Here is a 13,146-nt window from a genome sequence, read left to right on the forward strand (position 1 = left end):
CTGAGACCGCGGCCACGACGCCGACTGCGGCTCCGCCCAGGAGTAGTTGTCGCCGATTCATCGTGATGCCTCCGACCCGACGGGGATCGCGCCGTGCTCGCCGCCTGACGGGCCGGTGATGGGCATGTTCGCCACATTTCCAGGCGTCCGCGCTCGCTGTGGGCGGCGCGCGGCGGGTGTCGTCCACCGGCGGCTTGCTGTGGTCAGTGCGGTGACGAGCGCTTCGAGCGGCCCCTTGCCGATGGTTGCGCGTACGCCGAGCCCGAGCAGCAGCACCCCGCACAGCTGCACGATGAACCCGGTGGTCGGCGTGTAGTTGTCATAGCTGGAGCTCATGAACACGGTGTGCAGGGTGTAGAGGGTCAGTGTCATGCTGCCGGCCGCGCCGAGCGGCGTCTGCACGGCGGTCACCAGCCAGCGCAGTACGACCGGGCGGGCGATCCGGGCGGCGAGCAGCATCATCCCGAGAAATGCGATCGCGGTGCCGGTGGTGCCGAGCAGATCCAGCGGGGTGCCCGTGTGCGGGGAGTCGATCGCGAGCCACCACCACGTGGATGTCGGCGCGGTGCCGTCGCCGCCCAGGTTGAGCAGGTCGAGCGTCTCGTATTCGTCGAGCGTGCTGCCGTACTGGGCCGGCCAGATGTGTTCCAACGCAAGCAGTGACAGTTGTGACGCGGTCACCGCGGCCGCCACGGCGAACGCTGTCCCGGTCGCGAGCAGAGCGATGGCGGTACGCAGCCTGGCCAGATTCAGCCGCCCGATGACCAGGCCCGCGCACAAGTACGCCATCCAGGTCAGCGCCGGGTACATGCCCGTGATCGACAGTTCGACGAGGGACTGGAGTGGATGCGTGAACAGCCACCCGAACGTGAGGTTGGGATGGGTCGGCTCCGCCAGCCGTGGGAGCAGGATGTGGGTGAGCACCGGCATCCCGCCGGCCACCGCGATCCCGGTGAGCGCGACCAACCAGGTCGGCAGGAAGACCAACGGAATCGTGAGGAGCAGCATGACCGCGTAGTAGGGCAGGATCACGGTCGCGGTGGCGGCGTCGGTGTAGCCCAGCGCGAGCCCGATCGCTCCGATCGCCAGCGCCCGGACGAGCAGCGCAGTCATCGTCGGCAGCGCGGCCGATGCGCGTACGCGTCGGCGGCCGGTCAGAAACGCGATGGTGACGCCGGTGAGCACCGCGAACGCCGCCGCGGCTCGTCCGGAGAAGATCGTCGCGGACCAGGTCGGCTGCCCGAGTGCGTCGGTGTCGTTGAGCGAGTGCACGGCGATCATGCCGAGCAGGGCCGCGCCGCGGGTGGCGTCGACCGCGAGGATCCGTCGCCGTCCGCCCGCCGGGTCGGGCGGGGCGGGCGATGGTGCTGCCGCCTGGTCGGCACGCGGTTTCAGAGCTTGATCGGTCATGGCGTGAACACCTCGTCCACCAGGTCGAGTCCGAGGTCGGCTCCGAGGGCGCCACCGGGGTCCAGTTTCGCGTCGGCGTACCAGTCTTCTTCTGCCTCCGGATGCGGACCGACGACGGCGACCCGACCCGCGCCGAACCCGGCCACCATGGCGGCGATGGTGCCGTTGGGATAGGTGGCCAGGACGGTCACACCGGTGCCGGGCCGGGCCAGGAAGTACGGACCGTCCTGGAAGAACAGTGTCCGTTCCCGGCCTCGCCACGAGACGCGGACAAGAGTGTCGTCCTCGGAGGCGATGGTGGCTCCACGCGAGGCGATGTACTGGTCGGTGTCGCCAGGGAGCAGGCCGAACCCCGGCGTGGCGCCGGCGAGGTAGCCGCCGAGGCAGATGCCCAGGTACCGGCCGCCGCCGCGGACGAACCTGCGGATGTCCTTGCGGTGGCGGCGCAAGTGCCGGTACGCGTCGGCGAGCGTGTCCCCGCCGGGTTGGACGTACAGCGACGCCCCGGCCAGCGTCTGCGCGGACAGCGGCACATCTTCGCCGGGGCCGACATAGCGTACGTCGAACCCCCAACGGCTGATCTTCAGCAGCCTCGCCGCCGCCTCCGGGCAGCCGGGCAGCGACGCGGGTCCCCGGTAGACCAGCGCGAGAGGCGCATCCCAGCGCGAAGCCTGCCCGGGTAACCGCCGCGCGCCCGGCATCGCCGGGGTCATGACGGTTCTCGCGGAGGCGGGTTGTCCAGCGTCAGCGCCGTGCAGCGGACACCACCGCCGCCCTTCGCCAGCTCGGTGGTGTCGAGTTCGATCACCTGCAGGCCGCGTCCGCGCAGTACCTTGGCGAGCCTGGGTGCGTGGCGGGTCATCGTCACGGTGGTGCCGTCGCTGATCAGGTTGAGCGCGAACTGCGCAGCCTCGTCGACGCCGACTTCGATCAGGTCCAGGCCAAGGCGCTTCAGCCGCCTGACGCTCGGCAGGTCGAGGGTCTGCGGGCAGTATGCGAGCGTACGCGTGTCGATGACCGCGACGGCCAGGTCGAGGTCGTACCAGCGTGGGCTGACGGTACGCAGCGGCACCACCTCGTAGCGCAGTTCCTTGGCCAGCACGGCGTGCATGCCGCGGTCGGTGCGCTGCCCGTACCCCGCGAGCAGCAGGTCGCCACAGGCCAGCGCGTCACCTTGCCCGCTGAACGGGTAGGGCGCGTCGACGACGTCGAACCCACGGCCGCTGAGCCACTCGTGGAAGTACGCGATCTCCGCCTTGCGTTCCGGTGGCGGGTAACCCAGCACTGCCCGGTCGCCGCGGACGACGGCGGCGTTGGCGGTGAACACCATGTCGGGGCATTGCGGCGCGGAGGGCACGTATTCGACGCGGCGGCCGGCCTGGCGGTGCGCGGCGACGATCGCATCGTGCTCGGCGACGGCCGCATCCAGGTCCGGCTGGACCTCCGTGTGCATGTACGGGTTGATCTCATAGTCGATGCGGAAGTGGGCGGCGTCGGACACCAGCAGTTCGTTGTTCATCGGTCTCTCCATTGCGGTCGGTTTATCGGTGGTGGAGCGTGGAAGCGACTAGGGAACGCCCTCGGCGGGGATGCCGCGCCATCGCGTGCCGGGTGTGAGGTGCTCGCCCTTCATCAGCAGGGAGAGCGGACCCAGGCTGACGTCGTCGCCGACGACGGTGTCGTAGAGCACGATCGATCGCGTGCCGATGCTCGCGCCGGAGCTGATCGTGACGAACGACATCTTCATCACCCGGTCCTCGAACAGGTGCGTCTGCAGCGACACCTCGACACCGACCGTCGCGTCATCGCCGATCTCGACCAGGTCGTGCTCGGTGAGATAGGTGGTGCCGATCCAGGTTCGCCGTCCGATGCGGGCGCCGAACCAGCGCAGCACGGGCGGCAGAAACGGCGTACCGACGAGCAGCCCGACACCGGCGGGCACCGCGGCCGCCTCGTAGAGCCCGGTGACGAATTCGGAGCGCCGCACGAACGGACTCCACAGCGGTTCCACGCGCGGACGGTAGGTGCCGATGATGTTGCGTTTGGTCGCCGCGCAGAACGCGATCACAGTGACACTGGTGCCGATCGCGACCAGTGGGGACACCAGCGCGGGAACAGGCAGGTCACGGCCGTTGGCCAGCCACGACAGCACGAACAGGTAGAGGTAGATGCCCGCACCCAGCATCGACGCGGGCAGCGTCGCGCGGAAGAACTCGATCGCCAGCCGATGGGCCAGCACCCTGCGCGGCGGGCGGTAGGTCTGCGCCTCCGAGAAGGAGCCGCTGTCCTGCCGGACCGGCAGGTACATCGCGGGTGAACCCAGCCATGACGTGCCGGCGGGGACGCCCGCCGGCGGCGGCAGCGTGCCGACGCCGATCAGGGAACCGTCGCCGAGCCTCGTGCCGGACGGGACGAACGCCGCGTTGCCGACGAACGCCCGGCTGCCGACGGCGGTCGGCAGGAACGCTACGCGGCCGTTGGCGAACGTGGCCGCCCCGACGCTGGCCATGTCGGCGACGAAGCTTTCCGGCCCCAGCGTGAGCAGATCCGGGTCCAGATGCGCGGCGGTGGAAACTTCGGACCACGCCCCGACGCGGGCGCCGAGCATCCGCAGCCACGGCACGGTGTAGAGGGTCGCGTACAGGGAGTTGGTGAACATCAGGCTGAACTCGAGCAGCTTGTCGGCGACCCATTTGCGTACGCCGAGCCACGACCGCGCGCAGTGGATGCCCAGCGGCGCCCGCGGCAGCACCAGCCGTTTGCCGATCGCGACCACCGCGCAGACGGTGAGGACATAGACGGGCCCGGCGGGCACGGTGGCCAGCAGCCCGGCCAGCGTGCCCCAGTTCAGCAGCGCCCACCACACCAGGGCGACGCTCGGCAGGATCATGACGATCGCACCGACCTCCAGCCCGATCAGGCCCAGTACGGCGGCGAGGATGTGGTGCGGCCACCAGCCACGGCGCGGAGGCTGCATGGCGAGCATGGCCTCCACGACACGGTTGATCTCCTGCGCCGGTGTCGCCGGAGACCCCGACCAGCGCGCTCCAGCGGGGACGGCTTCGCCACGGCTGAGCACCGACTGCTCGCCCAGGCCCGCGTTCGCGCCCACGGCGGTGCCCGGCTCCAACACGGTGTTGGCCCCGACGAACGCCTGCCGGTCCACGGTGATCGGGGCGACGATCAGCCACCCGTCCTCCACCTGCCAGGGGCGCAGCGCGACGCCGTATCCGATCGAGGCGTCGGCCCGGATGTCGATCAGCGTGGGCAGGCTGATCGCACTGGTCGCGATGGTGGTCCGCGGGCCGATCCGGGCCCCGAGCAAACGCAGATAGACGCCCATCAGAGGGGAACCGCTGAGCACCGGCAGCGGCCCGATCGCGAGCAGCATGTTCAGCGCCCAGAGCCGGACGTACGTCGGGCCCCACAACGGATATCGTCCAGGCCGGATTCCTGCGGCCAGCGGGCGCGCGAGCAGAGCCGGGACGAGCCAGCGTACGCCGAGGTAGCTGACGAGGGTCGCGGTCATCAGCTGGATGAGCACGCCCACCGACACCTCGCCGTTGTTACGGGTGTAGACGTAGGAGACCGGCAGCGTGATGAGCAGAGACAGCAGGTAGATCGCGGCCGCCTGGCCGGCGCCGGCAGCGGCGATCCGCCTGCTGCGGTGCCGCAACGGGGCGGGACGCGGCGAGGTGGTCGCGGCGGTGGGCCGCGCCGTCGCGCCGAGGTGCGCGGCCAGGCTGCTGACGGTCGGATGGTCATACAGGTCACGCACCGCCGGGCTGGCGCCGACCTTGCGAGTACGCAACATTGACACGACTCGCGCCGCCAGCAGCGAATGCCCGCCCAGGTCGGTGAAGAAGTCGGCGGTCACCGACAGCGCTTGCGGTTCGACGCCGAACGCCTCGGCCCATACCGCTCGGACGTCTACCTCGAGATCGCTCTGGGCGGCCACGACCGGACCGTCGGTGCTCATGAGCCGACGGCCGACAGGAGCGGGCAGCTTCGAGCGATCCACCTTGCCGCTCGGCATGGTCGGCAGGCTGGCGGCGATGTCGATGAACGAGGGCACCATGTAGCCGGGCAGCCGCTCCTGCAGCGTGCGGTGCAGTCGCTGGATCAGCGCCTCGTCGCCGTCACCGGGCTCATCGGGGCAGGCAAGGACGATGTAGCCGGAAAGCTCTCGCGGCGCGTCCGGGTCGTCGCCGATGGCCATGAGCGCTACCACTGCCTCCGACACGTCCGCGTCCTCCATGAGCACGCTCTCGATCTCGCCGAGATCGACACGATGGCCGCGGATCTTGACCTCCGCGTCGGCCCGTCCCAGATACTCGATCTCGCCGTCCTCGGTGAGCCGGCCCAGGTCGCCCGTGCGGTACAGCCTGGCTCCGGGCGGCGCCGACGGGTGCTCGATGAACCGGTCCGCGGTCAGGTCGGGGCGCCCGACGTAGCCTCGGGCCACCCCGGGCCCGCCGATGCAGATCTCGCCCACTTCGCCGTCGGCGACCGGGCGGCGCTGCTCGTCGAGCAGCACCGCTGAGTAGGTGGGCAGCGGTTTGCCGATCGTGACCGGGCGTCCCGGCCGCAACTCGCTCCAGATGGCCGTCACCGTGGTCTCGGTCGGGCCGTAGGTGTTGAGGATCCGCCGATCAGGACGGCCCCACCGCTCGACCAGCTGCCCAGGGCACGCCTCCCCGCCCACCATCAGGCCGCGGATGCGCGGCAGGTCACGGGGGATGGTTGCCAGCAGCGTCGGTACGCAGTAGAGAACGGTGATGGCGGCGTCATCGAGGAAGTCGGCCAACTCCGCACCCAGCCGGCGGGAGTCGGTTGGGCCCGCCACCAGCGTCGCCCCGACTGACCAGGTCGGCCAGATCTCCTCGATGGAGAAGTCGAAGGCGATCGTCATTCCCTGATAGACCCGATCGCTGGGGCGTACGTCGTACACGCCGGGCACCACGTCGAGGAAGTTGCAGATGCTCGACTGCGCCACGGCGACGCCCTTGGGCCGGCCGCTGGAGCCGGAGGTGTAGATGATGTAGGCGAGTGGGTCGTCGTCCCCGCCGAGCATCGGTCGCTCGGCAGACGACGCCCGTAGCTCGGCCTCGCACCGGTCGAGGGCCAGGACCGGCCGGTCCAGGCCGGTCGTGCGCTCCAGCAACTCCTCGGATGTCAGCAGGAGATCCACATCAGAGTCGTTCGCGATGTAGGCGACCCGGTCGGGCGGGGACTCCGGATCGATCGGCACGAACGCCGCGCCGGCCTTCCCGACTGCCAGGAGCGCCACATACGTCGCTACCGAGCGGTGCAGGAGGATCGCCACCCGGGCTCCGTCGCCCACCCGCAGGCTGCGTAGATGGTGCGCCAATCGATTCGCGCGCTCGTCGAGCTCCCGGTAGGTCAACCGCTCGCCGTCGCACTCCAGCGCGACGGCCGTGGGGTTCGCGTCGCAGGCGGCGTCGAACACGTGATGCAGGCGCCGCACGCGCGGTGCCTCGTCGTCTGGGTCCTCGATCGCCACAGCCGGTGGAGCGGCTGAGCGCAGCACGATCGTGCGACCGCCGACTCGTACACTGTGGAGGCCCGGGACCGGCGGTGCCGTCATGCCGGTGTTCGGCTGGCCCACGGATAATGTCATCTGCTTACCCACCATGCGTGTTGTCAGCAATTGCTCCTGGCGCCACCCGTGTCCGAGGGCGCAGCTCGCCAGTGAGGACAGTCGTGGCCGGATCGCCGCGTTGCTGAGTTGTGGCGTGATCGCCTATGCCTGTCCACGACGATCGCCTTCCGGCGGAGACGCTGAGAATCGTCACGGGACGGTTGTCCTACAGCAAAGGCAAAGGCTGATGGTGTGTGGCGCCGTCAGGGTCACATCGCGGTGGCGGCGCTGAGAGGAGCGCCGTCAATGGCTCACCTATGTGGACAAAGGCGCGAGTGCATCCGCGCATTGCCGAGACCAAGCAGCGGCCTGGCCATGGAGTCGCAGGCAAGTGCGTGCCGATTATGCTAATTATGTCGATTATGGAGCTGGTCAGGGCGGATCATTCATGCGGCGCAGGGGTTCCCCACATATGCTCCTAGACCACATCAAATGGGGCATCACGGAGGGAACGCTAGCACAGCCGACCAGCTGCGGAGCCAATGTTCGGAAGGTCGCAAAGATCCTGGACAGACCATTGTGGATCGAGGCAACAGCCGCATGGAATGCCGGGATTGCACGAGCGGCAAAGTGGCTCTGTGACGGCCATTCCGTGCAGTCCGCACGGGTCCAGCAAGCCCGGCGAGCACACCACCGCTCGCTGAAAGAGTCCCGTCAAGATTTGGATGCATGGAAGATCTTCAGCGCGGCCTGAATACGCCATGACGTAAACAGGAGCCCCGGCCGCACCCGCTGCGTCAGCCGCGGTCGGCGGCGGGCACGAACCTGCGCAACTGCGGATTGAGCCGCGCGACCAGACCGATGCCGGCCAGACAGGCCAGACCGCCGAGCAGCAGCGACGCGCCACCTGACGTGAGCGCCGCGACGGCGCCCGCCCGTACGCCGCCCAGCTCGGGACCGGCCACCCCCACGATGTGCTCCAGCGACGCGACCCGGCCCCGATACGTGTCCGGAGTGGATGCCTGAACCACCGTTCCCCGCGAGATCACCGCCCAGGTGTCTGCCCCTCCGGCGAGTGCGAGCAACGCGAGCACCACGGGGAGGTGGCCGGCCACGCCCACCAGGGCGAGGGCACCACCCCAGACCGTCCCGCACGCGAGCAAGACCACCCCAGGCCGGGTGCCACGCGTCGCCAAGCCGGAGAGCACGGACGCGATCAGGCCGCCCACGGCGACCGACGTGAGGAACAGTCCGAGCACACGCGGTGAACCCCCGAACTTCTCCTGGTTGACAGCGGGGAACAGGGCGACCGGCATCGCCAGGACGGTCGCAGTCACATCGGCCAGCAGCGCGCCCCGCACGAGCGGGGTGCGGATCGTGAAACGCAGGCCTTCCCGGATCGCCGACATCCCCGGCCTGCCGTCCTGCGCCTTCTCCGTCGGCGGAAGGCCACGCAGGCCCAGCAGGGCCGCCACAAAGGTGGCCGCGTCGACGAGGAAACAGGTTTCGGTGCCCCAAGCGGCCGTGATCACCCCGGCCAGAACCGGGCCGAGCAGCATGGACAGCTGAAACGACAGGTGGTTGAGCGCGAGTCCGGCCGTAAGCCGATCGGCGGGCAGCATCTGCGTGACGATCGCGCGGCGCGCCGGCGAGCCGACGGCGGACAGGCCGGCGGCTACGGCGGTGAGCACGAACATGGCCCAGACCTGTCCGACGGCGGCGGCTACGGCGAACAGCACGCTCGTCGCGATCTGACCGACCGTGGTACGCCGGGCGAGGCGTACCCGGTCGAAGTGATCGATGAAGGCGCTGCCGGCGAGCGCCAGGGCGATCAGCGGGATCGCCGCGAACAGGCCGATCAGGCCGACGTAGAACGAGTTGCGCGTGGTGTCCTAGACGCTGAAGGCGACCGCGAACGTCGTGAGATTGCTGCCGAACCCGGACGCGGTGGTCCCCAGCCACAGCCGGCGGAAGGCCGGTTGCTCGCGCAGCGGCCCGATGTCGACCAGCGCCTTCACTGGTCCGTCCAGACGTCGTCAGGCCGGTACTGCCCGGTCAGCCGCCCGTCGGAGCCGAGCAGGGCCGGCGACCCGACGTCGTGGGGCCAGACATGGCTCGCCCGAAGATTCTCTTCTCTGTTCACCGCAGAACTGTAACAGCACTAATATAAGGGCTGTTACAGTTGGACATGCCGGAGTTCTTGACGTGGGCTGCCCCCGGGGGCGGGCGATCTTGGTCGCTACGCTGATCGCGTGGATGTGAGCCTGGCCCGTGCTTGGGTCGACGGGTGGGCGTTGTCGCGAGGCGCGGGCCCACCACAGGAAATCGACGGAGGCCTTTTCGTTGACGTGGGCCTCCCGTCGCACGTCGCCCGCTACGTGCTGTTCGAACCCGACGAGGCCCGCGTACGCAGGCTCACGGCGACGATCACCGCACCGAATACGTGGATCAAGACCTTCGTCGGGCCGGAGACGCTCGGCTCCTGGATCGCCGAAGGGACGGCCTGGCGCGTCGACAACCCGGTCTTCCTCATGAGCACCGAGCTCCACCCCGCTGCCGACCGGCCCGCGCCCGAAGGCTACGAACTGCGAATGTGGAGTCGCCATGGGATCACCAAGGTGCTGATCGTCGCCGAAGACGGCTCCTTCGCGGCCCGCGCACAGACCGCTGCGGCCGATGACGCGTACACGGTGGTCTTCGACATGGTGGAGACGGCCGCCGAGCATCAGCGCCGTGGCCTGGGCCGATGGGCCATGACCGCGCTCGCGCAGACCGCGGTGGCCAGGGGAGCGGATACCGGGGTGCTGGCGGCGACCACGGAAGGCCGCGCGCTGTACGAGGCGCTGGGCTGGTCGGTCGCCGCACCCTTCGGCGGCCTCGTGCTGTAACGCCGCGCCCGCGGGCAGAGCTGCCCGCGGGCTTAGCGCGCGGACCGTCAGGCGTTGATGCCCTTCCAGTCGGTGCAGTTCTTCAGCTCGCCGTCGATGTACCGGCAGGCCTTGAAGCTGACCAGGCTGCCCTCGTGATAATCCTTGTTGCAGGTTCCCCAATGTCCGGCCGTCAGCCGGTTGATGCAGATGCCCTGGCGGTAGAACTCGCCGTTGTAGTGGTTCTGCCAGTAGACGACGGTCGGATAGCCGTCGGACTCCATGTCCTTGACGAACCAGATGTCGCCGTCCTTGCGGAAACAGGCCTGGGCGTAGGTGTTCAGCATGCACCCGTCGGTGACCGGGTCCATGCCGTAGGACACCGCCTCGTTCCACTCGGTGGGCGGGGGCGTGACGGCGGCGGCGGGCGACGCCACGGCCGTCACCGCGGTGAGCACACCGATGGCGACGATGGCGATTCGTTGGGCGATACGCATCGCCGTAGCATGCCAGACTCCAATATCAACTGACCATCTCGGACGGTCGCCGCCACACCTGATCGGGTCACCGCTGGTGACCGGACGCGGGTGGCCGCCGCAGGATCGACCGCGCGACGTCGGCGACGACCGGTACGCCGGGACGGTCATCCACGTGCCGGAGTGTGACGACACCGATCACGGTTCCGAGCGCGCCGGCGACCGACAGCATGATCCGGGCGGCCGAGAACTGCAGATGCAGCGGCCCGGCGTCGAGGTGCCGTGTGCCGCCCCAGCCCACGAGGGCGCCGGAGACGGCGATCGAGAGCAGCAAGATGACGCGGACGGCGGTCTGCAGGAACGCGAACACGCGTCCTCGGATCGTGTCGTCGACCTCGCTGCCGACCAGGGTGATGCCCGACAGGAACGCCATACCGGCGCCGGCTCCCACGACCACTGCCGCGACCGCGGCCGTGCCCGGCCGGGGAGTCACTGCCAGTGACAGGACGCCGAAGCCGGCCAGGACGATGGAGAGGGCGAACCACCGACGGCGGGACAGCCCGTCCACGATTCCTGGGCCGGCCAGTACGCCGATGCCGAAACCGACGAACAACGCGGCGAACAGGATGCCGAAGGTGGCGTCACCGCCGCCGAGCGAGCCGGCGTAGAACCGGGCGGTGCCGATCACCACTCCCGCGCCGGCGAACGCGCCGAGGACTCCGACGATGAGTCCCCTGGCCAACCGGCTGCCGGTGACGAATCGGCCGAACTCGGTGAATTGAGCGATCAGGCCGTCAGGGGAGCGGGGGACCGGCGAGCCGTCGCGGCCTGAGATCTCGGGAACGCCCAGGTAGACCACGGCCGCCGAGGCGAGATAGGTCAGGGCGTCGAACAGCAGGGCCAGGTCCACCGGTGTGACCGGTCCCCAGCTGGGCAGCCGGGCGATCGCAGCGAAGGTCAACGCGCCCAGGACCGGGGTGACGCCATAGGTCGTCACCAGCGTCAGCCGGTTCGCCGTCTCCAGCAGGTTCTTCGGTACCAGGTTGGGCACCGCGGCCTCCTTCGCCGGCGTCCAGATCAGCGCGGCCGTTTGAACAGCGAACATCGCGACGGCGGCCCAGCCGATGACCCACCCCGGCCGCTGCACCAGCAATCCGACGACTGGAATCGAGCTCATCAGCAGGAACCGGGACACGTCCATCGCGACCATGGTGATTCGCCGATCAAAGCGATCGGCCACCACGCCGGCCACTGCTCCCAAGACCACGGCCGGCAGCAGCTGAACGGCGATGACGGTGCCGAACGCCGCCCCCTTCGCGGCCGGGACGGTCACCTGGGCGGAGGCGAACGCCGCGCCCGCCAGCAACCCCATCCAGTCACCCAGCGCCGACAGTGCCAAAACCAACCACAAGCGGCGGAATGGGCGGATTGCGGTAGCTGCCCAGAATCTCGTGGCCCGCTTGGAGCGTGGAGCACGAGACAGGTCGGCTGCACCCACCTCGTCAGCCTGTCTCGCAGAGGTCGCGGTGGGGCAGGGCCGAAGGTCCCGCGAATCCCGACACGGTGGTGGTCAGACGAACGCCCGGCCGCGCCCGCTAGGGCTACACGATTTGGGTCCCCGGATCGCGTCATTCATCCGTTTCGTGGTGCGCGCGGTAGGTCTGAGCGATCTCCTTCATGGCTCCGAAAAATCTTGCCCACGTGGCAAGAAATATGTCGGTTGCCGATTGTCGACAATCGGCAACGGGTCTACAGTCCTGATCATGTCCCCCCGCCTGGGCGTGCTGATCGCCACCTACCTGGAACCACACCTCGTGGACCGGATCGCAGCGGTCGACCCGCGCGTCGACGTCCGCTACGAGCCGGACCTGCTCCCGGTTCCCCGCTACGCCTGCGACCACACCGGCACCCCGCGTGTCCTCGACGACGCGCAGCAGCAACGCTGGGACCGAGCCCTCCGCGAGGCCGACGTCAGCTTCGACTTCGACTGGCAGGCGCCGGCCGAACTGCCCACCCGGGCGCCGAACCTGCGCTGGGTGCAGGCGACCAGCGCCGGCATCGGCGGATTCGTGCAGCGCACCGGACTCGACCAGACAGACTGGACGTTCACCACCGCGGCCGGCATCCACGCCGTCCCGCTCGCCGAATTCGCCGTACTCGGTGCGCTGCACTTCATCAAAGGCGTACCGTACCTGCGCGGTCAGCAGACGCGGCACCGCTGGGAGCGGTACACGACGTCGCAGCTGGCCGGGCGTACGGTCACCGTCGTCGGACTCGGCGGGATCGGCCGCCGCGTCGTCGGCTCGTTCCGGGCGCTGGGCACCGATGTCATCGCCGTCGGCCGCCCGGGACGAAGCTACGACCTGGACGCCGAGATCCGGTCCACCGACGATCTCGACGAGATCCTGCCGCGCACCGACGTCCTCGTGCTCTGCACACCGCTGACCGCCGACACGGACAACCTGCTCGACGCGGCGCGGATCGGCCTTCTCAAACCGGGTGCGGTGCTGGTCAACATCGGCCGCGGGCAGCTCGTCGACGAGCCGGCCCTGATCGAGGCGCTGACCGCCGGCCGGCTCGCCGGTGCGGCGCTGGACGTCTTCGCGACCGAACCGCTGCCCGCCGTCTCCGCGCTGTGGGACCTCGACAACGTCCTCGTCTCGCCGCACTCCGCCTCCACCGTGGACACGGAGAACGCGGCCATCACCGACCTGTTCTGCGACAACCTGCGGCGCTACCTCGACGGCCGCGAGCTGCGCAACGTCTACCAACGGGACCTGGGGTACTGACC

Annotated in this window: 11 protein-coding genes; 2 read left to right on the forward strand and 9 right to left on the reverse strand. The window is 69.4% G+C overall.

Going from position 1 to position 13,146, the window contains the following annotated elements:
- Positions 1-57: 57 nt before the first annotated feature.
- From AB0H43_RS26855 to AB0H43_RS26885, 7 genes are all read right to left on the reverse strand, one after another.
- Positions 58-1,410: a heparan-alpha-glucosaminide N-acetyltransferase domain-containing protein gene (locus tag AB0H43_RS26855; protein WP_360003615.1), complete on the reverse strand. Its 1,353-nt coding sequence runs from the start codon at positions 1,408-1,410 to the stop codon at positions 58-60.
- Positions 1,407-2,123, reverse strand: coding sequence for a BPL-N domain-containing protein (locus AB0H43_RS26860; RefSeq protein ID WP_360003618.1), 717 nt, complete (start codon positions 2,121-2,123; stop codon positions 1,407-1,409). Before AB0H43_RS26860 ends, AB0H43_RS26855 begins: the two co-directional genes overlap by 4 nt.
- Complete coding sequence (locus AB0H43_RS26865) at positions 2,120-2,929, reverse strand: arginine deiminase-related protein (protein ID WP_360003621.1); 810 nt, start codon at positions 2,927-2,929, stop codon at positions 2,120-2,122. The genes AB0H43_RS26860 and AB0H43_RS26865 overlap by 4 nt, the downstream gene beginning before the upstream one ends.
- Positions 2,930-2,977: 48 nt before the next feature.
- On the reverse strand, positions 2,978-6,898 hold the full coding sequence (locus AB0H43_RS26870) for a Pls/PosA family non-ribosomal peptide synthetase (protein WP_360003623.1): 3,921 nt from the start codon (positions 6,896-6,898) through the stop codon (positions 2,978-2,980).
- Between the two features lie 911 nt (positions 6,899-7,809).
- Positions 7,810-8,874, reverse strand: coding sequence for an MFS transporter (locus AB0H43_RS26875; protein WP_360003832.1), 1,065 nt, complete (start codon positions 8,872-8,874; stop codon positions 7,810-7,812).
- Between the two features lie 30 nt (positions 8,875-8,904).
- A complete protein-coding gene (locus AB0H43_RS26880) occupies positions 8,905-9,030 on the reverse strand; it encodes a hypothetical protein (RefSeq protein ID WP_360003626.1) in 126 nt (41 codons plus the stop codon).
- On the reverse strand, positions 9,027-9,155 hold the full coding sequence (locus AB0H43_RS26885; protein WP_360003628.1) for a hypothetical protein: 129 nt from the start codon (positions 9,153-9,155) through the stop codon (positions 9,027-9,029). The genes AB0H43_RS26880 and AB0H43_RS26885 overlap by 4 nt, the downstream gene beginning before the upstream one ends.
- A gap of 205 nt (positions 9,156-9,360) precedes the next feature.
- Here AB0H43_RS26885 and AB0H43_RS26890 point away from each other — a divergent pair, with 205 nt between their 5' ends.
- Positions 9,361-9,900, forward strand: a complete 540-nt coding sequence (locus AB0H43_RS26890) for a GNAT family N-acetyltransferase (RefSeq protein ID WP_360003631.1) — start codon at positions 9,361-9,363, stop codon at positions 9,898-9,900.
- A gap of 47 nt (positions 9,901-9,947) precedes the next feature.
- Here the strand turns inward: AB0H43_RS26890 and AB0H43_RS26895 are convergent, their stop codons facing one another.
- Positions 9,948-10,376 carry a hypothetical protein gene (locus tag AB0H43_RS26895; protein ID WP_360003633.1) on the reverse strand — a complete coding sequence of 143 codons (429 nt, stop codon included), beginning with the start codon at positions 10,374-10,376 and terminating at the stop codon, positions 9,948-9,950.
- A 67-nt stretch (positions 10,377-10,443) separates the two neighbouring features.
- The gene (locus tag AB0H43_RS26900; RefSeq protein WP_360003636.1) at positions 10,444-11,853 is read right to left on the reverse strand and encodes an MFS transporter; all 1,410 of its coding nucleotides are present in this window, start codon (positions 11,851-11,853) and stop codon (positions 10,444-10,446) included.
- Positions 11,854-12,118: 265 nt separating this feature from the next.
- Between AB0H43_RS26900 and AB0H43_RS26905 the strand changes: the two genes are divergently transcribed.
- Positions 12,119-13,144, forward strand: coding sequence for a D-2-hydroxyacid dehydrogenase (locus AB0H43_RS26905; RefSeq protein ID WP_360003639.1), 1,026 nt, complete (start codon positions 12,119-12,121; stop codon positions 13,142-13,144).
- Positions 13,145-13,146: the final 2 nt, after the last annotated feature.

This window comes from Hamadaea sp. NPDC050747, assembly GCF_040654195.1.
In the GTDB taxonomy this organism is placed as follows: domain Bacteria; phylum Actinomycetota; class Actinomycetes; order Mycobacteriales; family Micromonosporaceae; genus Hamadaea.